The organism is Halomonas sp. 113, assembly GCF_904067645.1.
In the GTDB taxonomy this organism is placed as follows: Bacteria; Pseudomonadota; Gammaproteobacteria; order Pseudomonadales; family Halomonadaceae; genus Vreelandella; species Vreelandella titanicae.
This window is the reverse complement of sequence record NZ_LR881453.1, coordinates 4097861-4120531: the sequence shown is the minus strand read 5'-3', so window position 1 is coordinate 4120531 and position 22671 is coordinate 4097861. Positions and strand designations below refer to the sequence as shown.

General features: G+C 55.9%; 17 protein-coding genes. 16 read left to right on the top strand and 1 reads right to left on the bottom strand.

Annotated features, from left to right (window positions below; all coding sequences use genetic code 11):
- Positions 1-110: 110 nt before the first annotated feature.
- Positions 111-1133, top strand: a complete 1023-nt coding sequence (locus YERSI8AC_RS19415) for a tryptophan--tRNA ligase (protein ID WP_022521989.1) — start codon at positions 111-113, stop codon at positions 1131-1133.
- Between the two features lie 139 nt (positions 1134-1272).
- On the opposite strand, the gene YERSI8AC_RS19410 is transcribed toward YERSI8AC_RS19415, so the two are convergent.
- Entirely contained in the window at positions 1273-1791 is a 519-nt protein-coding gene (locus YERSI8AC_RS19410; protein WP_009287534.1) for an Hcp family type VI secretion system effector, read from the bottom strand.
- 642 nt (positions 1792-2433) lie between these two features.
- On the opposite strand from YERSI8AC_RS19410, the gene tssB reads away from it, so the two are divergent.
- The 15 genes from tssB (at position 2434) to YERSI8AC_RS19335 (ending at position 22541) form a co-directional block, all read left to right on the top strand.
- Positions 2434-2943, top strand: coding sequence for a type VI secretion system contractile sheath small subunit (gene tssB, locus YERSI8AC_RS19405; protein ID WP_009287535.1), 510 nt, complete (start codon positions 2434-2436; stop codon positions 2941-2943).
- Positions 2944-2996: 53 nt separating this feature from the next.
- Positions 2997-4478 carry a type VI secretion system contractile sheath large subunit gene (gene tssC / locus YERSI8AC_RS19400; RefSeq protein WP_009287536.1) on the top strand — a complete coding sequence of 494 codons (1482 nt, stop codon included), beginning with the start codon at positions 2997-2999 and terminating at the stop codon, positions 4476-4478.
- A 15-nt stretch (positions 4479-4493) separates the two neighbouring features.
- The gene (gene tssE, locus YERSI8AC_RS19395; protein WP_159177326.1) at positions 4494-4925 is read left to right on the top strand and encodes a type VI secretion system baseplate subunit TssE; all 432 of its coding nucleotides are present in this window, start codon (positions 4494-4496) and stop codon (positions 4923-4925) included.
- Between the two features lie 18 nt (positions 4926-4943).
- Positions 4944-6707: a type VI secretion system baseplate subunit TssF gene (gene tssF, locus YERSI8AC_RS19390; protein WP_022521992.1), complete on the top strand. Its 1764-nt coding sequence runs from the start codon at positions 4944-4946 to the stop codon at positions 6705-6707.
- Positions 6671-7690: a type VI secretion system baseplate subunit TssG gene (tssG, locus tag YERSI8AC_RS19385; protein ID WP_027956916.1), complete on the top strand. Its 1020-nt coding sequence runs from the start codon at positions 6671-6673 to the stop codon at positions 7688-7690. The genes tssF and tssG overlap by 37 nt, the downstream gene beginning before the upstream one ends.
- Before the next feature lie 3 nt (positions 7691-7693).
- Positions 7694-9160: a type VI secretion system-associated FHA domain protein TagH gene (tagH, locus tag YERSI8AC_RS19380; RefSeq protein ID WP_027956915.1), complete on the top strand. Its 1467-nt coding sequence runs from the start codon at positions 7694-7696 to the stop codon at positions 9158-9160.
- Positions 9157-9696 carry a type VI secretion system lipoprotein TssJ gene (gene tssJ, locus YERSI8AC_RS19375; RefSeq protein WP_022521995.1) on the top strand — a complete coding sequence of 180 codons (540 nt, stop codon included), beginning with the start codon at positions 9157-9159 and terminating at the stop codon, positions 9694-9696. The genes tagH and tssJ overlap by 4 nt, the downstream gene beginning before the upstream one ends.
- On the top strand, positions 9696-11030 hold the full coding sequence (gene tssK / locus YERSI8AC_RS19370) for a type VI secretion system baseplate subunit TssK (protein WP_022521996.1): 1335 nt from the start codon (positions 9696-9698) through the stop codon (positions 11028-11030). Before tssJ ends, tssK begins: the two co-directional genes overlap by 1 nt.
- A gap of 3 nt (positions 11031-11033) precedes the next feature.
- Positions 11034-11879, top strand: coding sequence for a type IVB secretion system protein IcmH/DotU (icmH, locus tag YERSI8AC_RS19365; protein WP_022521997.1), 846 nt, complete (start codon positions 11034-11036; stop codon positions 11877-11879).
- A gap of 8 nt (positions 11880-11887) precedes the next feature.
- The gene (gene tssH / locus YERSI8AC_RS19360; protein ID WP_159177325.1) at positions 11888-14509 is read left to right on the top strand and encodes a type VI secretion system ATPase TssH; all 2622 of its coding nucleotides are present in this window, start codon (positions 11888-11890) and stop codon (positions 14507-14509) included.
- Between the two features lie 4 nt (positions 14510-14513).
- Positions 14514-16097, top strand: coding sequence for a sigma-54 interaction domain-containing protein (locus tag YERSI8AC_RS19355; RefSeq protein WP_022521999.1), 1584 nt, complete (start codon positions 14514-14516; stop codon positions 16095-16097).
- 62 nt (positions 16098-16159) lie between these two features.
- The gene (gene vasI / locus YERSI8AC_RS19350; protein WP_223828105.1) at positions 16160-16753 is read left to right on the top strand and encodes a type VI secretion system-associated protein VasI; all 594 of its coding nucleotides are present in this window, start codon (positions 16160-16162) and stop codon (positions 16751-16753) included.
- Between the two features lie 18 nt (positions 16754-16771).
- A complete protein-coding gene (tssA, locus tag YERSI8AC_RS19345; RefSeq protein ID WP_022522000.1) occupies positions 16772-18238 on the top strand; it encodes a type VI secretion system protein TssA in 1467 nt (488 codons plus the stop codon).
- A gap of 57 nt (positions 18239-18295) precedes the next feature.
- Positions 18296-21946, top strand: a complete 3651-nt coding sequence (gene tssM, locus YERSI8AC_RS19340) for a type VI secretion system membrane subunit TssM (RefSeq protein WP_159177324.1) — start codon at positions 18296-18298, stop codon at positions 21944-21946.
- Positions 21930-22541, top strand: a complete 612-nt coding sequence (locus YERSI8AC_RS19335) for a GNAT family N-acetyltransferase (RefSeq protein WP_022522002.1) — start codon at positions 21930-21932, stop codon at positions 22539-22541. Before tssM ends, YERSI8AC_RS19335 begins: the two co-directional genes overlap by 17 nt.
- Positions 22542-22671: the final 130 nt, after the last annotated feature.

Here is a 22671-nt window from a genome sequence, read left to right as displayed (position 1 = left end):
AATCCTCACCACTCTCTGCGGATATTGTAAAACCAAATTCTGCCTGTCGCATCCCCAGGTTCATACAAGTATCATACGACAATGTACGTTCAATGATGAGCCTAAAAACCATGAGCCAGACCGCAAAAACCCGCGTCCTCACCGGTATCAACACCACCGGCACGCCCCATTTGGGCAACTATGTTGGAGCGATCAAGCCCGCCATTGAGGCAAGCCAGGATCCCAACGTGCAGTCGTTCTATTTTCTGGCTGACTATCACTCCCTCATCAAGTGCCAAGACCCTAAGCGGGTGCAGCAGTCTCGCCTGGAGATTGCCGCGACTTGGCTTGCGCTAGGGCTGGATACCGATAACGCCATTTTCTATCGCCAGTCTGATATTGGCGAAATTCCCGAGCTGATGTGGATGCTCTCCTGCGTATGTGCCAAAGGTTTGATGAATCGCGCCCATGCTTACAAAGCAGCGGTGGCTGAAAACGAAGAGGCGGAAAACCAGGATCCTGATAAAGGCATTACGATGGGCCTTTTTGGTTACCCTGTGCTGATGGCGGCGGATATTTTAATGTTTAACGCCAACAAGGTGCCGGTAGGGCGCGATCAGATTCAGCATATTGAAATGGCGCGCGATATCGCCGGGCGCTTTAACCATCTTTATAAAGGGCAGCACTTTACCCTCCCTGAGGCCGTGGTAGACGACAAAGTACAGCTGTTGAATGGCTTGGATGGGCGCAAGATGTCCAAAAGCTACGATAATACGATCCCGCTCTTTTCCGCTGAGAAAAAACTGCAGAAGCTGGTACGTAAGATTAAGACCAACTCGCTGGAGCCCGGTGAGCCGAAAGATCCAGACACCTGCACGCTGTTTCAAATCTACTCCGCTTTTGCGACACCTGAAGAGACCGCTAGTCTACGTGAGCAGTACGTGAACGGTATTGGCTGGGGCGCGGCTAAGGATCAAGTGTTTGAGTACTTGAATGCACACTTGAGCGCGCCGCGTGAACGCTATAATGCGCTGATGGAAGACCCGGCCCACATTGAGGCTGTGTTGCAAAAAGGCGCCGAACGGGCGCGGGAAGAAGCTGTTGTAACGATGGATCGTCTCCGTTCAACGGTAGGTTTGGGGCGGTTTGTTTAATCCCAGAGCCTTGGCGCAATACCAATAGCGAAACACCTGCAGCAATAGAGCAGAAACGACGAAGCCCCTTCCAAGTGGAAGGGGCTTCGCTTGTTTCAGGCCTTGTTTTTCAGGCCAGGGCTAGGCTATTAGCAACAGCTTAACCTTCGATCGGGGCGCGCCAGTCGTCGGAACCAGAGGTGCCAGCAACAGTGTGTTCCCAATCAATTTTACGGTAAGCCAGTGACACGTCCATCAACTGGGTGAATTCAGACTTGGTGATGTCTTGGGCGTGTGGCATACGCAGGTTGATGTCAACGATAGTGGCATCGGTCAGCGTGGTCGTGAAGAAGTGCTCCTGCTTACCTTCAACAGAGGTGCGGTACCACTTCAGCTCAACGTTGGGCAGCATTTCACCAGACGCTAGTGCGTTGTACATCAGCGGTACTGATTTGTTCAGGGCAACGGTAAAGATAAAGGGCTTGTGTGCACGCTGACCGGATGGCTGACCAGACTGCGGATCAGTGGGTACGGTAACAACATGCTTAAATTCTTGTACCAGCATTTGGTCTTCATGGCCCTCAACGTAGATGTTGCCTACGGAGTCAGGGGTAAAAGCGCCTGCTGTGATGTTGCCCTGAGTTTGGCCTTCGATGCTGATATAACATGGTGTTGGCATGGTCTGCTCCTTGACTGAAAAATTAAAGAAATGTCACGTGGACTCAGACAATAGAGCAATTTCAGGGCCAGGTTTTTAAATTTGTTATATATCAATATGTTATGTGTTTGTTGTGTAGGGCGCTTCTTTCTGCGGGGCAAAAAGTTGCCTGTGCTGGGCAAGATATTGCCTGGCAGGGCAAGAACTTGCTTGCTTGCTCGTTACATCTACAAGCGCTTAGTAACGCTGGGTTGCATCTACCGTTACCTTGCTTTATGACTAAAGCCTTTCTTGGAATTTTAAGCAGAAATAGGGCCATGGGAGCAATATTTTTGTCGCTAAAAATGACGGCGCTGCCCATTTAAGCACCTCTCTTGTATGAATTTTGCTCTCCGTTTTGTAAGAAATCACTGACAGTTTTTGTAAGAGATCTCTTACAAATGCGGTTTTTAAGAATTAGTTTTAATTAGCTTCTTTTATTGTGCTGCTAAAATTCGCGAAAAAGGTCGTAAAACACGTCTTCTTGAAAGTCTTCTTCTCTCAGATTGTCGCAATACCTGCTTAGAGCCATTTGGTACTTTCGGTGTAAATCCGGTACTTTCCCGCAATTAATAAGCATTCTTCTTTGAATCGAAAATGTTCTAATTTTTACGGGCGAAAACCATGGCTAAGCAAGGAACGGTCGCGCCGAAAGAGCGCATCAATATCAAGTATGTACCCGCTACAGGTGATCAGCAGGCCGAGACTGAACTGCCGTTGAAATTATTGGTGGTCGGTGACTTCAAGGGAGGCGAGGAAGATACCTCCATTGAGGAGCGTGAGGCTGTTTCTGTTGATAAGAATAACTTCCAGTCTGTTATGCGCGAAGCGAACCTTGGCTTGCAGGCTGCGGTTCCCAATCGGTTGCAAGAAGAGGGTGAAGCAAGCGATTTGGCCGTCAATTTGGAATTTAAATCACTCCATGATTTTGCGCCCGACAGTATCGCTCGGCAGGTGCCGGAGCTGCGTAAGCTAGTCGAATTAAGGGAGGCGTTGGTGGCATTGAAGGGGCCGCTGGGCAACGTACCTGCTTTTCGTGATCGTTTGCAGAAGCTACTCGAAAGTGACGAAACGCGTCAGCAGCTGTTGGCGGAGCTAGAGCTGCTTGATTCTGACCCTAATCGTAACGATTAAGCATTCTTATTTTCGTGCTAGTCCAGTAACCGGATTGTATTCGAGGCATCTCTATGAGTGATACGGCGCAAAAGAAAAGCCAAACGGTGGAAGCCCAGGAAGAGGTTTCTTTACTTGACCAAGTGATGGCGCAGACTCGTATGGCGCCAGCGGATGAGGGCTACGACGTTGCCAAGCAAGGCGTTGCCGCTTTTATTTCCGAACTGTTAAGCGGCGAGAACGCTGCCCCGCAGGTTAATAAAGCCGTTGTGGATAGCATGATCGTTGAACTTGACCGGAAAATTAGTCGGCAAGTTGATGAGATTCTTCACGACAATAGCTTTCAGCAGCTGGAGTCTGCGTGGCGTGGCTTGAAGCTGTTGGTCGACCGCACCGATTTCCGCGAAAACATTAAGCTTGATGTGCTTCACGCCACCAAAGAAGAACTGCTGGATGACTTTGAGTTTGCCCCGGAAATTACCCAAAGCGGGCTCTACCAACACGTTTATGCTGGCGGGTATGGTCAGTTTGGCGGTGAGCCGGTAGCAGGGATTATCGGGCATTATGATTTCACCCCCTCGACCCCTGATATGAAACTACTGCAGCACACGGCTGCTGTAGGGGCGATGGCCCATGCGCCGTTCCTGTCAGCGGTGGCGCCTTCCTTCTTCGGCATCGATAGCTTTGAAGAGCTGCCCAATATCAAAGATTTTAAAGCCATCTTTGAAGGGCCCAAGTACGCGCGCTGGCGTAGTCTGCGCGAGTCAGAAGACGCGCGCTATTTAGGTCTGACGGCGCCTCGTTTCTTGCTGCGGATGCCCTACGACCCGGTCGAAAACCCCATCAAGACATTTAACTATCGTGAAACCGTCAGCGAAGATCACGACCATTATCTTTGGGGTAATACGGCGTACCTGCTGGCCGAGCGCTTGACCGACAGCTTTGCAAAATACCGCTGGTGCCCGAACATTATTGGCCCCCAAAGCGGCGGTGCGGTTGAAAACTTGCCTGTCCACACCTACGAAGCGCTAGGTCAGTTGCAGGCTAAAATCCCCACCGAGGTGCTGGTAACGGATCGCCGCGAGTTCGAAATGGCTGAAGAAGGCTTTATTTCGTTAACGATGCGTAAGGGCAGCGATAACGCTGCTTTCTTCTCGGCTAACTCCGTACAAAAGCCCAAGGTATTTCCGAACACGCCCGAAGGCAAAGACGCTGAGACCAACTACAAACTGGGTACTCAACTGCCGTATATGTTCATCATCAACCGCCTGGCTCACTACATTAAAGTGCTCCAGCGTGAACAGATCGGTTCATGGAAAGAGCGTCAAGACCTTGAGCGTGAGCTGAATACCTGGATCCGCCAATACGTGGCCGACCAAGAGAACCCGCCCTCCGATGTACGCAGCCGCCGCCCGCTGCGTGCCGCCTCTATTCAGGTGTCGGATGTCGAAGGCGATCCGGGTTGGTACCAGGTGTCTATGTCGGTGCGCCCGCACTTTAAGTACATGGGTGCCAACTTTGAGCTGTCGTTAGTCGGACGTCTCGACAAGGAATAAGGGAACCTCTCCATCATGGCTATTAACCATGGCAGCCTGCTAGGTAGCCGTCTGTTTGAGCGTCTTGCGATGCCTGAACAGTCGTTAGCGCATGGGGAGGATGAGAGGCTGGCGGAAACTGTTGAGTCGATCAAACGACACTTAGTGGAGTTGCTCAACAGTCATCCGGGCAATAGCGCCTGTGAGCCTGAGTTGGGGTTGCTGGACTTCAATGATGCAACGATCGGCGTGCTGGATTTAGAGCTGAATATCCAGCGCGCCATTCGGCAATGCATCGAACGCTTTGAGCCGCGGGTTCAGCACGTTGAAGTTGAGTCATTACCCAATAATGGCGATCCCTTACAACTGCATTTTCAAGTACATGCCACCGTAGCGTTAGGGCGAGATAACGCCCACGCCACGATCGACTTATTGCTCAATAATAAGCGCTATCAGTGTCTTAACTGATAGGCTTGCGAGGCCCGAATGCTAAATCGCTATTACCGGGACGAGCTCAATTTTCTGAAGCGCCAAGGGCGAGAATTTGCGGAGGGCAACCCCGGCCTGAGTCGCTTCTTGTCAGAGCGCAGTACCGATCCTGATGTTGAACGTCTATTAGAAGGCTTTGCCTTTCTAACTGGCCGTATGCGCGAAAAAGTGGAGGATGAGTTCCCCGAACTTACCCATTCGCTGATCAGCATGCTATGGCCGAACTACTTGCGCCCGGTGCCTAGCATGACCGTGGTGCAATTTACCCCTACGTGGCATGCGCTGAGTACCCATCAGCTCCTGGAGCGGGGTACGGAATTAGCCAGTAAGCCAGTGGATGGCACTACCTGCATGTTCCGCACTTGTCATGACGTGACGCTCTATCCGCTCGAACATGCGGGGGTTGAGGCACGCCATACACGCGATGCCTCCATTGTTGAGTTGGCGCTTGATGTACATAGTGATCAGCCCCTCAGCGCGATGGGGATTGATACATTGCGTCTGCACCTGGGTGGAGACGCTTATACAGCGCGCACGCTTTACCTGTGGATGAGCCACTACCTAGCGCGCGTAGAGCTGGAAATTGATGGCAAACGGCTGCCTCTGCCCAAGCAGTTGCTGCAGCCGGTTGGTTTTGATCGCCATCATGCACTACTGCCCTACCCGAGGAATGTGTATCAAGGGTATCGGATACTGCAGGAATACTTGTGTTTTCCAGAGGCTTTCCATTTCTTTGATGTAACAGCCCTGAGCCAACACTTGCCGGCCATTCCCGCAGACAAAATTATTTTGCGCCTAGAGTTTGAGCGTACGTTACCGACCGACGCACGGGTGAGAGACGAGCATTTCGCTTTGTATTGCTCGCCGGCGATCAACCTGTTCTCTCACGATGCAGAGCCTGTTGATGTTAGCGGGGAGCGCAGTGAATACCGCATTCACCCCAATAGTCGATCTCCCGGCCACTATGAAATTTTTAGCGTCGATAAGGTGGAAGGCTGGTTAGAGAACGAGACCGGTAAAGGGCGCGGTACGCCGCGTGAGTACGTGCCTTTTGAAAGCTTTCAACACCAAGTCAAGAGAGACCGTGGCAACGATGCCTCCTACTACCGTCTTCGCGTGCGCGACAGCTTGCGCGGGGATGGGTTTGATCACGACATCTCCTTTGTGCGTGGCGATGAGCGCAGCTACATCGGCATGTCCGAAACCGTCTCGCTCGGATTGACGTGTAGTAATCGAGAGCTGCCTGAGCGTTTGACGGTAGGCGATATTTGCTACTCAACGGAAGAGAGCCCCTCGTATGCCATGTTTCAAAATATCACCCGCCCCACGCCAGTGTTGCGCCCCACGCTGGATGGCAGCTTGCTATGGACACTGATTTCTAATCTATCGCTTAACTACTTATCGCTACTGGAGCGTGATGCGCTGTGTTCTGTGCTGCGTGCTTACGATTTCCGTGCCTTGGTCGATAGGCAGGCCGAGCGAGTGGCTCAAAAACGGCTGGCAGGCATTGTTAGCATTGAAACCCAGCCCATTGATCGGCTGAAAAGAGGGCTGCCCATTCGTGGTCTGCGTTCGGTCATGACGCTAGATCAAGATGCCTTTGGCGACGAAGGGAGTCTGTATTTATTTGGCAGTGTGCTGGCGCGGTTCTTCTCCTTGTACGCCAGCATCAACTCGTTTCATGAGCTGCATGTTATTAACCGTCAAAATCACGAGCGCTACAAATGGACCTTACAGTCGGGGCAACAGCCTCTGATGTAGCGCTTGCCCCTTTGATGGCAAAGGCGCGGCGTTACGATTTTTATCAGCTAGTAGAGCTTCTGCACCGTCATCATGGCGATGACCTAGAGTGCGCTCAGCGAGGCGCGCCCGCTTTTGAGCGCGTGCGCTATAGCGCTTCAGCGTCACTAGGCTTTCCCAGCAGTGATGTGCTCTCACTGGCTTTTCAGCCTGAGGGCCATTATGAGCTGGAAGTTAGCTTCTTGGGTCTGCAGGGGTCTCAGTCGCCGCTGCCCAGCTATTACCTTGAAACATTAGCGCATGAGGCCGCCCACCACGACGGTGTTGCAGGCGATTTCCTGGACTTTTTCAATAACCGCTTACTGGCGTTAGTGCACCGCAGTTGGCGTAAATATCGCCACTACATCCGCTATCAGGATGGTGCTAGCGATGGATTTTCGGCGGCCATTTTTGCTTTGGTGGGGTTGGCGGACAGTGACCTGCGCGTTGAGACGCCTATTAACTGGAGCAAGATGCTGGCTTATGCCGGTTTGCTGGCAGGCCGTTCGCGTTCACCCGAGGTCGTCTGCAGCATCGTAGGGCACTGCTTTGACCTTGATGATGTGCAGATTGAAGAGTGGGTACATCGCTGGGTTCAGATTCCGATGGATCAACGCAGCCGAAGCGGTATGGCAGCAATGACGTTAGGCAGCGATGTAGTGGCCGGTGAGCGCGTTGCTGATGTTAACGGCAAATTTGTGCTGGGTTTATTTGGTCTTACTTTGGAGCGTTTTCGCGACTTCCTACCCGATGGCAGGGAGCATGCTCCATTGCGCACCTTGGTTGAGTTTGTGCTGCGCGAGCCGTTGGCCTACGACCTAGAGCTAGAGCTGTTACCCAGCGCCGTAAAGCCGATGCGGTTAGGCGATGCTGGCACCTGCCAGCTCGGCTGGACCACCTTTGTTAATCCCGAGTCCGGCAGCGCCTCAAAACGCCGCCGAGTGCGTATTCAGATGACAGGTTAAACAATGAACGCCAACCCAATTTCCGCTGTAACGCTGGTCATTGCCAATAGTGAGCGCCTAGAAGGCCGTTCGACAAGTAGTCATGTCTTTCATGAAGTCGGCGGCACCCTAGGCTGCTCAACCGATGATGACTGGTTATTGCACGATCACGCCGGCCGAATTCGCCCGCAGCATGCCCAAGTGAGCAAAATTGACGGCAAGTTCTGCCTGATTGATAGCAGCGGGCACACCTTTATCAATCGCGCCACCCTGCCGATTGGGCGAAACCGTAAGGTCGCTTTGAGCGAGGGCGATGAAGTGCTAGTCGGCGAGTACCGTCTTAAAGTGCATTTGGGTGATCGGCAGAGTACTCAACCCGGTGCTCAACCTCTGGCCTCGTTAGTCAATGAAGAGCAGGAGGCGGTAGATGCCTATGGCCGCCCGTTGGTTCAAGAAGACCAGCCGCTACGTGCGGAAGCCGCAAAAAAAGAAGATCCCATGGAGGCTCTTGGCGGGGTAGCGCGTGGAGTGGGGCATGAAGACCCAATGGCTGCTCTCGACCCCCGTTCTGCCAATGCCCAGCTTTCCGAATCCGTTGAAGACATGTCGGAGTTGCTGGGTTCCGAGCGGCGCGTTGAAGGAAGTGTGGGCCGTGACCAGCAAGAGCGGCGCGAAGGCGCTGTTCGCATGCCAGCGATCAAACGCAAGCTAGGCAGCCATTCACCGGACAGCTATTCACCAAGCGGTTATTCACCAAGCAGTCATTCGCCAAACGGCTATACAGCAGGCAACCAGACAGAGAGGAGCAGTAGCATGGATGAGCGGGCAATAGATGACCTCGAACGTTCCGTTGGCGAGCAGTTAGAGGATCGCTGGCAAAAGCCTAGTGGCCGTTCCCTTGGCCATGTGGGGGCCGACCCGCTATTAAGGGGGTTGGATATCGACATACCCTTCCGTGATAGCGAAGAGCAGCAGGCGTTTCTTGAAGAAGCGGGCCATACGTTACGGGCTGCTATTAATGGCTTACGTGCTCTGCAGCAAACCCAAAACGATAGCAAATACCCCCTCCGGGATCGTCGTTTACAGCCTATCGAAGATAACCCCCTGCGCCTTGGCCAAGCTTACGAGGCCACTGTCGAGACGATGTTTTCGGCCCAACGTAGCCCAGTTCACCTTTCGGCGCCGGAAGCGGTGGGGGAGTGCCTGCGTCATCAAGGCCACCACCAAGCGGCAGTAGAAGAAGCCATTGAGTACGCACTAACCGCTATTTTGGATGCCTTTTCACCGGAAGCGCTGCTCAAACGTTTCCATGCATACCGGGGGGCAGGCACCCGCATTGAAGATGAAAACGGCTGGGCCTGGGAAATGTACCGCCACTACTACCATGAGCTTAACTCAGGCCGCCAGCTAGGCTTCCAAAAACTGTTCTGGGAGGTTTTCGAGCAGGCGTATGACCAGTCTGTTCGTCGCCAGCAGCGGGAGGACGCATGAGCAAGGCCAAGAGCCTCGGGCTTGTAGGTGTGCTTATCGTGCTGCTGTCAATCACGGGCTGTGCTTCGACCCGTGAGGCAGCCGGTAAAGCCTGGGAAGTCATGCTAGACCCCTCGATACCGGTGGGCTATCCAGAAGATCAGCCCACGCTGGTCGATTTAAGCATGGTCGCAGAGCCCGATGTGAACCCGAATATTGATGGCGAGGGGACGCCGCTGCGCTTTCAAATTTTGCAGCTTAAAGATGACTCCATGCTAATGGCGGCCGACATGGATCAGTTAAGTGAGGATATGGAGGCGGCATTGGGCACGAACTATCTGGCCCATGACGACTTCACCTTGCTACCTGGCCAGTGGAAATTCTACGAACCCTTCGCCATTGAAGAGGACACGCGCTATATCGGTTTGATTGCGTTCTACGCTGAGCCAAACGAGGCGGAGTGGAAGAAAGTCGTCAAAGTGAAGGCCAGTTCAGAGAATTATCACTTGCTGGTTCATCTGCGCAACAGTGAAGTAGAACTAAGGAAGGAAGAGTGATGGCCAGTCGCAATCGCGTGGTATGGAGTGAAGGGCTATTTATCAAGCCGCAGCACTTTCAACAGCAGCAGCGCAGCCTTGAAGGGTTGATTGATACGCGGCTTAAAGGGGTTAGTCACTATCTATACGGATTTTTAACCCTGGAGTTGAACAACGAGTTTTTAAGCTTTGGCCGGATTGCGATTAGCCGGGCGAGTGGCGTCATGCCCGATGGCGTTGCCTTCCAATTGCCTGAGGATGATTTAGAGCCTTCTGCGCTGGAAGTTGCAGACTCGGGCATTACCAATCAAGTGGTGTACTTAGGCTTGCCATTGGCCACGGATAGCGTCGGGGAAGTGCGCTGGCCCGATGACGAACTGCCCGCACGTTATCGCCTTTCGCCGCGCAGCGTGCGTGACCTGCACTCCCGCGACGGTGATATGGCCGACCTGGACGTCGCGCGCGTTTCACCGCGCTTGTTATTAGAGCAAGAAGACCGCAGTGGTTATGCCTGCTTGGCCGTTACGCGCATTCTAGAGTGCCGCCCCGACGGCAGCTTGGTACTGGATGAGCAATTTATTCCCACCTTAATGAACGTGCAAGCAGCGCCAAGCCTGCAGCGGTTTGTGGGTGAGATGGCCGGTTTGATGCGAGAGCGGGCGCGCAATATTGCTCAGCGGCTGTCGACGCCTAATCAGGCAGGTGTTGCCGATGTGACCGATTTCATGCTGTTACAACTACTGAACCGCGCCCAGCCACGGTTTCAGCATCTGTCACGCTTGGGGCAAGTTCACCCGGAGCGGCTCTACGACACCATGTATGAAATCGCTAGTGAGTTGGTGACGTTTACCGATGAGTCGCGTTTGCCGCCTGAGTGCCCTGCTTATGACCATGAGCATCCCGAACGCGGATTCCGGCCCTTGATGCAGATGATGCGCCAAGCGCTCTCCACCGTGCTTGAACCCCGCGCGATCGCCATTCAGATACAGGCACGGAAATTTGGCTTACTGGTGGCGCCGCTCTCGGATACCAGCCTGTTTGAAACAGCCGAATTCATTTTGGCAGTGCGTGCCGACATGCCCAACGAGCGCCTGCGTAAGCAGTTTCTACAGCAAACCAAAGTGGCCAGCGTCGAGCGTATTCGCGACCTTATTAGTCTGCAATTACCGGGTGTGCCCTTGGAGCCGTTACCGGTGGCCCCTCGCGAGTTGCCTTATCACGCGGGCTATACCTACTTCCAACTCAGCCGACAAAGCGAAGCCTGGGGAATGCTGGATGGCGCAAGCGGTTTTGCCTTCCACGTGGCGGGCGAATTTCCCGGGTTGGAAATGCAGTTTTGGGCGATCAGGAGTTAAGCCATGCAAGATATTGCCACGCATCAAGATGACGCCAAAAACGACTACCCGATGGGTGAGCCGGTTCGCCATGAAGACCACATAAAAGACAGCGGCGTTGAGCAGTTGGTGCATAGCCATGCCCAACACCTCAATGCTGACGAGGACTACTGGTTTCGGCTGCGCGGGCACAACTTAAACCCGCTGGTCGATGCATCGAGCAGCCTGCTGGGCATGGCGGTGCGCGTCCGACAGGTGGACGGCGCTGATGATCTCGAGCGCTTATATCGTCAGGTGGTGGACGAAATTGCCTCTATCGAAATTGAGCTAACCGAACAGGGGTATGACCGCCCGACACTGCTCGCCTACCGCTATGTGCTTTGCTCGTTTATCGATGAAACCGTGATGGGCATGCCCTGGGGGAGGCAGAGCGTGTGGGCTGAGCACTCGCTGCTAGCGAGGTTTCATAACGAGACCTGGGGTGGCGAAAAAGTTTTCTCTATCCTCGCGCGGCTGCAGCAAGAGCCTCATCGCTATCGCGACATGCTGGCCTTTATCTATTTGTGCCTGTGCCTTGGGTTTGAGGGGCGTTACCGGGTGAAAACCCATGGTCGTGAAGAGTACGACCAGATTGTACGCGCGCTGGGCGATCAACTGGCGTCACTTGATGAGCCGCCAGATGAGATGCTGACCCAGCCACTTAGGCATGTGGTGAAAGGGCGTGGCAAAGGGATGCACGAGGGGTTACCGCTGTGGGCCATCTTTGCCCTGTTCGGCGTTACGTTGGTGGGTATTTATTTGGGGCTTTCTTGGTCTCTGGATCAGCAGGCTGAGCAAGTCAGAGCTTTACTCGATCAGATTTATCGTTAGGAGATAGCATGCTTAGGGTAGAGCTACCGGCGCTTATTAGTCGACTGAATGGAATTTCTCGTCATGGCCTCGAGCAGGCCGCCGTGCTGTGCGCAGAGCAGCAAGCACCGGAGGTGACCACCGGGCACCTGCTGCTGGCGCTGGTCGACCAGCCGCTATGTGATGTGCGCTTACTGCTGGAAACGCTTGATATTGATGTCGAGGAGCTGCGCGCACGAATGGCTGAGGAGAGCCGTCCGCCTCGTGATCTTGAGGTGTCGACACCCAGCTTTTCGCCGTTATTGGTAGAGCTGCTGCAGGACGCGTGGTTACTGGCAGCCACCGAGTATGGACATCAAGCGCTTCGCAGCGGCGTGCTTTTCACGGCGCTACTGCACAACGCCCCGCGCTATTTAGGTCCGAAGAGCACGGCGCTACTGGAAGATATCAATCGCGAAAATCTACGCCGCCACTTGGAGCGTCTTACGGCCGATTCAGCCGAAGCACCTCGGGAGGGTGCCGACGCTAAACAACGCCAGGCTGCTCATCCTGCTGGCGATGACAGCGCACTCGCCCGTTTTGCTACCTCGCTGACCGAACAGGCGCGCAATGGTGAGCTTGACCCTGTGCTGGGGCGCGACCCGGAAATCGACCAAATGCTCGATATCCTGGGGCGTCGGCGCAAAAACAACCCCATTGTGATTGGCGATGCCGGGGTGGGTAAAAGTGCTGTGGTAGAAGGTTTAGCGTCACGCATTGTGGCGGGGCAAGTACCCGCTGCGCTAGCAGATGTCGAGCTGCTGACCCTTGATCTAGGGGCGCTACAAGCCGGTGCCGCGGTGAAAGGCGAGTTTGAAAAGCGCCTTAAAGCGGTGATTGACGAAGTCAAAAACGCCCCGCGTCCCACGCTGCTATTTATAGATGAAGCACACACGCTGATCGGTGCTGGTAACCAGGAAGGTGGCGGTGACGCGGCCAACTTGCTCAAGCCTGCCCTGGCCCGGGGCGAGCTGCGTACTATCGCCGCTACTACCTGGCGTGAGTACAAAAAGTACTTTGAAAAAGACCCGGCGCTGTCGCGACGCTTCCAGCCCATTGCGCTTTCCGAGCCAAGCGTTGAGCAAGCGCTGGTCATCCTGCGCGGTTTGCGGGATGTGTATGAGCGCGCCCACGGCGTGCTGATCGGCGACAGCGGCCTGCGTGCTGCCGCTGCGCTTTCTGCCCGTTACCTGGCCGGACGGCAACTGCCTGACAAAGCCATTGATGTGCTGGACACCGCCTGTACCCGATTGGCGCAGGCTCTGGATACCCCGCCCCGCAAGCTAAGCCACTTACAGAGTGAACATATCGCCGCGCTGCGTGAGCGCGATCAGGTCGAGCGTGAACGTCTGCTGGGGCGCGAACCGGATAGTGAACGCCACCACGACTTAACCGAACGCTTAGCCAAGCTGGAAGAGGAGTTGGCAAGCCTGGAAGCCGCCTGGCAAGCGCAGCGCGAATGCGTCGATGCCATTGTGGCGCTACACCGCCAACTGCTAGAGGCAACGGATAATGATGCCGTTGATCAACTTCCCGAGGGCGTGCATCAAGAACTCGCCGACCGGGAGCAGCAGCTGGCCCAACTGCAAGAGACGTTTGCGCTGGTTAATCCCAGCGTTGAAGAGGCGCAAATTGCCCAGGTGATTGGCGACTGGACCGGCGTACCGGTCGAGCGTATGACCAGCGACGAGCTAACCCGCCTCACCGAACTGCCGACCCATCTGGATGCGCTAATCCAGGGGCAGGGCAGTGCGATTGAGCGTATCCATCGCCACTTGCTAACCGCGCGTGCGGATCTCCGTCGCCCGGGGCGGCCATTGGGCGCATTTCTGCTGGTAGGCCCCAGCGGCGTGGGTAAAACCGAAACCGTGGTGCAAATTGCCGACCAGCTGTATGGCGGTCGTCAGTTTCTTACCACGATCAATATGTCGGAATACCAAGAGAAGCACACGGTTTCACGTCTGATTGGTTCGCCGCCGGGGTATGTCGGGTTTGGCGAGGGCGGGCTACTCACCGAAGCGATCCGTCAGCGCCCTTATTCGGTGGTGCTGCTGGACGAAGTCGAAAAAGCCCATCCCGATGTGCTTAACCTCTTCTACCAGGCGTTTGATAAAGGCGAACTGGCCGACGGGGAAGGGCGCGTTATCGATTGCAAAAACGTGCTGTTCTTCCTGACCTCTAACCTGGGCTACGAAGCCATCGTTAGCTATGGCGATGACCCAGCAGCGCTGGATGCCGCGCTCTACCCGGTGCTGGCTGAGTTCTTTAAACCGGCGCTATTAGCGCGTATGGAAGTGGTGCCTTACTTGCCGCTGGACGGCGATACCCTGCGTGACATCGTCAAGGCCAAGCTGGATACCTTGGCAACACGCATCCGTGAGCGCCATCGCCATGCCGAGGTGGTGCTGGATGACAGCCTGGCCGAGGCAATTTGTAAACGTGCGACGCGGAGTGAAAACGGCGCACGCATGCTGGAGTCGGTGATCGACGGTGAACTGCTGCCGCCGCTTTCCCGTGCCCTGCTTGAGCGTATGGCACGGCGCGAGAACGTTAGCCGGGTAGTGTTGGGCACGGATGCCGACAGCGGTGTCTTTACTGCGGAGGTGGCATAGCGCCATGCAGGTAAAGGCTCTTGACCAGCGCAATGCTAGCGAAGCGCAGCCTTTAGCTGGGCTGGCGGCTATGCCCATGGCGCTTGCGTTGGTTGAAAGTACCACACCACGGGAGCTGCGCTTACGCAGTCGGCAACTGCTGGGTAATAGCCTGGGCTTGGCGTGGGTGGAGTGCCTCTATCTGGACAGCAGTGGCCGCTGGGTAGGCCGTGATAATAGTGAGGCGCGCTTCAACTGTGATGAGTTTAGTCACCCCTATGCCCATGCCATCCGCACCGGTAAGCCGGTGACACTGGGCGTGGGGGAAGCGCGTACCCGGCTTGATCATCCCGGTTTTCAAGCCCAAATAGCCTCCCTCAGTGGTGACTTGCGGCTACACGTGAGGCCGTTACGACTCCAGGACAGTTCCCGTGAGTGGCTAGGCGTGCTGGCCTTCGTCACGGAAGCGGCAACCTTGATGAAGCTTATGGAGTGTAGCGATTTTGTCGCTTTTGAGGCCCTGCTGTGCCGGTTGTGGTCGCGCCTGGCAAGCAGTCAGGGAGAGCGTCAGAAATCAGCGGTATTGCGTGACTCGTTAGCCAAGCTCAACGACAACACCCGGCGCCAGGGGTTAGCGGCCAAGCTGGCGAGTGATTTGCTGGGTAACTCTATCGCCATGCAAGAGCTTCGACAGCAGGTGATTCGTGCAGCCGAAACCAATTTAGCGGTGCTACTGCAGGGTGAAACCGGCACCGGCAAAGACCTCGTGGCGAGAGCGATTCACCGTTTCTCGGCACGCGCCAAGGCGCCGTTCATGGCGATTAACTGTGCCGCGATCCCCGAGTCGCTGCTCGAGTCGGAGCTGTTCGGCCACTCCAAAGGGGCGTTTTCAGGCGCTGACCAGGCCAGGGAAGGGCTCATCGCCCAAGCCGACGGCGGTACGCTGTTTCTGGATGAAATCGGCGATATGCCGCTAGCGCTGCAAGCCAAACTGCTCAGGGTGCTGGAGAGCGGCCGCTATCGCCCCTTAGGGTCGAATGAAGAACGCTGTGCAGACCTGCGTCTTATTGCGGCTACCCATCAGCCGCTACGCGAGCAGATCAAACAGCAGAGGTTTCGCGCTGACCTCTATTATCGCTTAGGCCAGTTCCCGCTTTCGCTGCCTTCGCTGTCGGCACGGCGTGAAGACATCGCCTTTCTGGCCGAGCACTTTGTTGCTGATTTCTGTGCACGGGAAGAACGCAGTGAGATGGGCATCACACCCGCCGCGTTGCGGCAGCTAAAAGAGCGTGATTACCCCGGCAACGTGCGTGAGCTCAAAAACTTGATCGATTATGCCTGCGCCATGACCCCCGCCGGTGTCGATATTGAAGCCTTGCTCCTGCCCAGCGATACCGCCAGTGGCGCTGATTCAGCGACATCAGAAGCCAGCGGCACGCTGAATAAGATCAATGATCTGCGCCAAGCGGTTCGCGATTATGAAGCGCAATTGATTAGCCAGCGATTGCTTTACTACGGCGGGAATCGTGCCCTTGCAGCAGAGAGCCTGGGAATACCCAAGCGAACGCTCTCCCACAAATGCCAATTGCTAGAACTGGATGCTAAATGAAAGTGACATTCGTAAGTTGCCGATGGCAGCACAGGCTATTGATTTGCCTCTGGCTACTAAGCATGAGCAGCGCACTACAAGCAGAGGATAGCGCGGCGGTATTGGAACAGGCGCATCAGTGTGGCCAAGAAAGCTCCCGTTTGGATCGCCTGGGGTGCTACGACAGTCTGTTCCTGGACGAGCAGAGCACGCCAAGTGATAGCGCTGAATTGCCGCCACTTTGGCACGCAGTTGTCAGCCAAGAGGAGAAACGCAATCCCGATGACTTTGGCCTGATAGTCAGCGCCGAGGGAAGCCAAGTATTAATGACGGTGCCCGCGCGGGGCACAACGCCTCCGCGGCCCGTATTAGTACTGGCCTGCGAGAAGTTAATTACCCGCTTCCAGGTGCACCTGCCCAATGCCTTGGATACCCCCCGCGTGTCGTTGCGGGTCGTCGCGGATGGACGTGATGTCTCTCAACAATGGCGAGTGCGCGATGACGGCCACGTGGTAAGCGGTGGGCGCGGCCTGCCCGCCATTGAAACGCTGCGGCAATTATTGAGCGCCAACGAGCTTGTGTTGAGTAGCGACGCAGCGGCTCTGGACGGGCTGCGTTTTGATGTATCAGGACTGCGTCAGCAAATTCAACCGCTTCGCAGCGCCTGTCGCTGGTAGTGGGTATAGGAGTTCGTGATGCGTATAACGGCGGATAGTCACCTTGAACCCCTGCTAGCGCCTCTGCCTGCCAATGAGCAGGGCGAGGAGATCGGCGTTGTGCTGGAGGACAGCGCCGACTACCTGCGCCTTGAGGCTGAAATGATGAAGGTCGGCTCATTGCAGCACCAAGACGTTGATTGGGATACGGCAGAAGCATTAGCCATCACTATGCTCAGCCATAAGGGCAAAGACCTAAAGGTGTTGGGACACTTGCTGCACTGCCTGCAGCATGAAGGCAATGGCGTGCGTTTCGCGCTTTCCCTAAGGCTGCTGGCCGGTTGTCTTGAAGCCTGGTGGGCGTTGGCATACCCCTTCAATGGCGCACGTGGGGCTAAGTTGCGGCCCAGGCTGTTCCAGCAATTTACCCAACGCACGCTGAAGCTTGCCGCGGGCCTCGACTTTCATAATGCCGAGGATGAGTTTCTGGCCTGCCGCCACTCGTTGGAAAAACTGCAAACGTTAGCCGCGGACAAGCAGTTGCCCGCTGACTCACTTGACGAGCTGATGCGCCTGCTGGATGAAAAACAGCCTAATCAAAACCGTGCTGCATCGGACTCTCAAGGCGGCAACGCGTCCGGTGGCGATGCACGGACGGCCGCGTCTTCTTCCTCCAGCAGTGCTGAAAAGGTTGAGCAGCCCGGTGGTGGGGCAAAAGTCCCCGAACTGCGTCTGGAGGCGGGCAATGAACGCGCCAACCGCCAGTCTCTGCTCAAAATGGCCGATTTTCTAAACGAGCAAAACCCGGGCGAGCCGCTGGCATACCGCTTGCGTCGCTATGCCATCTGGAGCGCCATCCAGGCGTTACCTGCTGCAAGGGAAGGAGGGCGTACCGAGTTAGCCCCTGTGGCTGCTGACCGTGTGGCGGATTATCGAGAGGCGCTTTCCCGGGGCGGTGACGAAGCGCTTTGGCAGCGCATAGAGAAAAGCGTTGCGGTCAGCCCCTACTGGCTAGAAGGACACCGCTTGAGTGCCGAGCTGGCCAAGCGCCTAGGGCGGCCGCGCTGCGCTGAGGCTATTCGTGATGAGTCGGTGCGGTTCGTGGAAAGGCTCCCCGGTATTGAGTCATTAACGTTTAACGATGGCTCGCCTTTTTTAGATAAGGAAACGCAGCAGTGGCTGTATAGCGGCGCGGGCAGCGGTGCAAATGACGGCGCCGGTGGCGGTGAAGCATGGCATGCGGGGTTAGAGGAAGCGCGTAGCTATATGGGGAGTGAAGGGTTAGGGCCTGCCTTGCAGGTGCTTGACCAGGGGTTAGCGTCGGCACGCTCCTTGCGCGAGAGCACGTACTGGCGCTTGGCCAGCGCTGATTTGCTGCAGGAGGCGGGGCTAGAAACGCTCGCCCAGCAGTACTACAGCACGCTGCACCAAACTGTTAATGAACTTGATTTAGAGCAGTGGGAACCAGCGCTGGTTTCGCGGCTTCAGGCATCGCTTAGGACATGACCTCAGGGTATGGCAACGATGATCGACTTTATCACTAGGGACGAGGATTAAAGGCTCATGTGGGGAACATTGAAATCAAGGCTGAGCCGCTGGGTGCCCGGCTTTTCACGTGCACAGAGCACTCACAATCGCGCCAAAGCGCAAGCTAACAGAGTCAAGGGGCTAGGGCGGCTTTCCATGGCCATGTGGGGCGTATTAATCGTGCTCCTATTAGTGGCTATCTGGTGGTTAGGACCTAGTTGGGAAGTGCGAGACAGCTACCCATTAGGCCCCTGGGTCAATCGGTTACTGGCCACCTTGGCGCTGGTAACGTTAGTGGCGGTGATTTGGGGCGTTCGGCTTTCCCGTCGACTGCGCAAAGCCGATGAACTCGCGCAGGATATGGAGTCGCAGCAGTCAGACCCCATTCAGGAAAGTATCGACCAGCAGGAAACTTCGCTGAACAGCGTACTATCCGAAATCATTGATAGCGTTGGCGGTGGGGACAGCAGCCGCTATCGTCTTCCCTGGTATTTGGTCATGGGCGTTGAAAACGCGGGCAAAACCAGCTTGGTCAATCGCTCGGGGCAAAATTTCGCGTTGTCCAATGTCATGAAAGCCTCTGGCATCAGCAGCAAGAAAAACCGCTTTGGTTTTGATTGGTGGATTGGCGATAAAGCGATACTCATCGACCCTGATGGCGAGTTATTGACCCAAGGCGCACTGGAAACTGGCGAGCCTGTCGAACTCAATAGCCGCCTCTGGGATCACTTCACCGAATGGCTAGAGCGTAACCGCCCACGCCGCCCGCTGGACGGCGTTGTGCTGGTGTTGGATCTAGCCCGTCTTAGCCACGCCCAGGTAGCCGTTCGTAAAGCGTACGCGACGCTGTTACGTAGCCGCCTGCGCGAGTTGATGGAGCGCCACGGCAGCCGGTTACCGGTTTACGTCACCTTCAGTAAAATGGATTTGCTGCACGGTTTTGACGATTTCTTCCGCCATTACTCCCGTGCTGCACGGCGGGCGCCGTTAGGCTTTACCTTCTCGGCTAAATCCATTGATACACCGGGACAGTGGGAAGAAGAGTTCGCCGCCGCTTACGACAACATGCTGGAACGCCTTAACCGCGCAATGCCCACCATGCTGGCAGAGTGCCGCGACCGGGAAGAACGGGAATCGGTATTTCGCTTTGTGCGCCAGCTAGCAGGGCTGCGCGATGTGCTGCTCGGTTTCCTCAACGAGGCGCTTTCCAGCGACCGCTTTTCCACCGCGGCGATTGTACGCGGCACTTATTTCACCTCGGTTTATCAGCAGGGGGTGCCTGAAGATCCTTTCGTTGATGCCGCGGCCCGCCGTTATGGCATGCCCGAAAGTGTTCAGCCAGCGCACCGTGCCACGCGCAGCGCCCTGTATTTCACCGAAGAGCTGTTTGAAAAAGTTATTTATCCAGAAGCTGGCCTGGCCGGTGACAACGCCAAAGTAGCCCGCCGCCGCCAGCGCACTCGCCAGGCGTGCATCGTCGGTTGCATGTTAGTGAGTGCGGTAATGATCGGTGGGTGGAGTCATTTCTACCAGAAAAACGCGACCTCGCTTTCCACCGTCGAGCATCGGGCGGAAACTTTCCTGGCCACCCATCCCGAAGAGTTTCAGAGCGACGACCCAACGGGCTACGAAATGCTGGCGCCGTTGGATCGCCTACGCGATGCGATGCAAACCTTCGAGGGCTACCGTACACACACACCTTTCCTTGCCGATATGGGGCTTTATCAAGGCCACATTATTGGTGGCCAGTTAGAGAATGCTTACCTCGCCATGTTGGAGTACCAATTCCTGCCGGCGTTGATGGTGGGCATCATGGATGACATGAACCGCGAAGAAGAGGGCAGTAACGCCAAGCTGGCGCTGCTGCGCATTTTGCGCATGATGTCTGACGCCAGTGGCCGCCAGCCCGAACGCGTACACGACTTTATGGCGCAGCGTTGGCAGTCGGATTTCCCCCAGCGTGGTGAAATCCAAGACCGCTTACTGGCTCATTTAGATTACGCCCTGCAGCACAGCGATTTGGAAAGCCGGGTTGCCGCTGGTAATCGGCGCGCTGAATATGCCATGGCGCCACTACGCGGCAGCTTAGTCGCCGCGATTGACGACCTATCACGCCTGCCGATGGATGAGCGGGTCTACGCCACCATGAAAGCTGACAGTAGCCGACGCGGTGATCCTCTCGATCTGCGCCGTCAGGTGGGGTCGATGTTCAACACGGTGTTTATGGCGCGTAACGATGAGCCCTCGTATGTGCAACTGCCGTATCTGGTTACCCGGGGTGGCTTCGAAAATCACTTCCTGCAACAGCTTGATAGGGCAACCGAGCTAGCGCTTATCGACTTGTGGGTATTGGATCAGCGCGAAGACATCAACTTCAGCAACGCTGACCGTCAGCAACTGCAAAACGCCCTGCGTGACTATTATGTCAGTGACTATCGCGTGAGTTGGCGTGATGCCCTGCGCAATACCCAGCTTGTGCCCCTGCCGGACATTCATCAGGCAGCGGTGGTCGCCGATGCGCTGGTCAGCGCCGAGCGCCCCCTAGACCGTCTGTTAGCAGCGGTCGAGCAGAATACCCGTCTCTATCCGGAACTGCCTGCAGATGACGAGGAAGCCCGTGAAGCGCTGCAGCGTTCACCGCGCTATCAGCTTGCTCACGATATCGAGCAGCAGTTTACCGCGATTAACAAGCTCTCCAATCCTCAAGAGGGGGATCCCTCCTCCCTGGAAGAGATCAAATCGGCGGTAACGGAGCTGCGCGATTACCTGCTTGATATAGAAGAAGCCAGCGACCCAGGGCGCGCCGCTTTCATCGGCGCGCGTGACCGCTTATCGCTGCGCGGTGATGACCCAATTTATCGCCTGCAGCGTATTGCTGACAGCTCGCCCGAGCCTGTCGCAAGCATGTTGAAAAGCCTGGCGGATCAAAGCTGGCAGCTCATCATGGCAAGCGCTATCAGTCACCTGGAAAATATCTGGATAGATGAGGTAGTGGCACCCTATCAAGAGCGTTTAGCCGGGCGCTATCCGCTGGTGCCCAGTGCAAGCCGGGATGCTTCGCTAAGCGACTTTGAAGCCTTCTTTGCTCCTGAAGGTATCCTCGACAACTTCTATCAGGATAACTTGCAGCCCTTTATCGAAGGTGCGCCTGAGCAGTTGGTGGATACCCAGGGTAATTCGCTACTGCGTGAGAGCGTGTTTGCCGCTGTGTCACAGGCGGAACAAATTCGCCGTGCCTACTTTGGCCCTGATGGCGCACTAGACGTCGAGTTCTCTCTTGAGCCGATCAGCTTAAGCCCCGACAAGCGGCGCAGTGTGATCAGCGCCGATGGCCAGCTCATCGAATACACGCACAGTGCCAGCAGCCGGGTATCGATGATTTGGCCGAATACGCTGCGTGGCGGCACTGATAGCCGCATCACCATGGTGCCCAGCCAGGTAAACCGCTCGCCGCGGAGTATGACCCGCGATGGCGCCTGGGCCTGGTTCCGGCTGTTGGAAGAGGCAAACATCACCAGCGTTAATGAGCGTGAGTTAGAGCTACGTTTTAATGTTGACGGTGGGGCTATGCGTTATCGCCTATTTACCGATAGCGCCCCCAACCCCTTTACCCGTTCGCCCGCCGCAGGCTTCCAGTTACCGTCGGCACTCTATGCAGAACGAGGGCCCTATGCTGACGAAACTTAAGCAGTGGCTCTCCCCCTCAGCTAGCACGACCCATGACCACCCAGGTGGTCATGTGGATAGCGACCCTGATGTTAATGGCCAAGCATCTTCCCGCGCGCTTGAAAGCGCCCGCGAGGGGGATATCGATAGTTTTATCGAAGCCGTCCAGCGTGCCGATGCAAAAGGGCATTCGCCCTGGGTGCTGCGTGACAAGGCCTACCTGGATACGCTGCGCCGTGCTCTGGAATTTACCTTGCATCGCCAGGTGTGGTTGCAGCGCGAGCAAGAGCACGTTGAGCACTGGCAGGGGCGTTTACTCGCCCTGCGCCATGGGGATGGCCCGCCCCTGGGGATGGTGTTGGCGTGCCGACCCGATGACGAAGCCGCCTGGCAACTGCGCTTCTTCTTTATCAGCCAAGAGTGGAAAGGCAGCGGCCATGGCGCACGCCTGCTGACCGCTGCGCGGCTGAGTCTAAGCGGTGTGCCGCTACAAACGCGGCTACCGCTCGCGTGCCACACGGCGATTCAAAGCCTGGAAGCGGCGGGGTTTCAGCGCATGTACGTCGATGCTTTTGAGGTGGCGAGCTACGAAGCGCCAGCGCAGTGGGATGAATAAAACAGCAGCGGAGGAACAGTAATGGGGCGAAATAGGGGAGTGGAGAGTCGCTTAATCATCACCCGGGACACTAAGCCGGTTGTATTGACCGATCAGGCAACGGTCTGCGGTGATCTTTTAACGAGCAGTG

Excerpts from the sequence above, each read along its gene's own strand:
- YERSI8AC_RS19415 (WP_022521989.1), top strand. The coding sequence starts at position 111 with ATGAGCCAGACCGCAAAAACCCGCGTCCTCACCGGTATCAACACCACC.
- YERSI8AC_RS19410 (WP_009287534.1), bottom strand. The coding sequence starts at position 1,791 with ATGCCAACACCATGTTATATCAGCATCGAAGGCCAAACTCAGGGCAAC.
- tssB (WP_009287535.1), top strand. The coding sequence starts at position 2,434 with ATGGCTAAGCAAGGAACGGTCGCGCCGAAAGAGCGCATCAATATCAAG.
- tssC (WP_009287536.1), top strand. The coding sequence starts at position 2,997 with ATGAGTGATACGGCGCAAAAGAAAAGCCAAACGGTGGAAGCCCAGGAA.
- tssE (WP_159177326.1), top strand. The coding sequence starts at position 4,494 with ATGGCTATTAACCATGGCAGCCTGCTAGGTAGCCGTCTGTTTGAGCGT.
- tssF (WP_022521992.1), top strand. The coding sequence starts at position 4,944 with ATGCTAAATCGCTATTACCGGGACGAGCTCAATTTTCTGAAGCGCCAA.
- tssG (WP_027956916.1), top strand. The coding sequence starts at position 6,671 with ATGGACCTTACAGTCGGGGCAACAGCCTCTGATGTAGCGCTTGCCCCT.
- tagH (WP_027956915.1), top strand. The coding sequence starts at position 7,694 with ATGAACGCCAACCCAATTTCCGCTGTAACGCTGGTCATTGCCAATAGT.
- tssJ (WP_022521995.1), top strand. The coding sequence starts at position 9,157 with ATGAGCAAGGCCAAGAGCCTCGGGCTTGTAGGTGTGCTTATCGTGCTG.
- tssK (WP_022521996.1), top strand. The coding sequence starts at position 9,696 with ATGGCCAGTCGCAATCGCGTGGTATGGAGTGAAGGGCTATTTATCAAG.
- icmH (WP_022521997.1), top strand. The coding sequence starts at position 11,034 with ATGCAAGATATTGCCACGCATCAAGATGACGCCAAAAACGACTACCCG.
- tssH (WP_159177325.1), top strand. The coding sequence starts at position 11,888 with ATGCTTAGGGTAGAGCTACCGGCGCTTATTAGTCGACTGAATGGAATT.
- YERSI8AC_RS19355 (WP_022521999.1), top strand. The coding sequence starts at position 14,514 with ATGCAGGTAAAGGCTCTTGACCAGCGCAATGCTAGCGAAGCGCAGCCT.
- vasI (WP_223828105.1), top strand. The coding sequence starts at position 16,160 with ATGAGCAGCGCACTACAAGCAGAGGATAGCGCGGCGGTATTGGAACAG.
- tssA (WP_022522000.1), top strand. The coding sequence starts at position 16,772 with ATGCGTATAACGGCGGATAGTCACCTTGAACCCCTGCTAGCGCCTCTG.
- tssM (WP_159177324.1), top strand. The coding sequence starts at position 18,296 with ATGTGGGGAACATTGAAATCAAGGCTGAGCCGCTGGGTGCCCGGCTTT.
- YERSI8AC_RS19335 (WP_022522002.1), top strand. The coding sequence starts at position 21,930 with ATGCTGACGAAACTTAAGCAGTGGCTCTCCCCCTCAGCTAGCACGACC.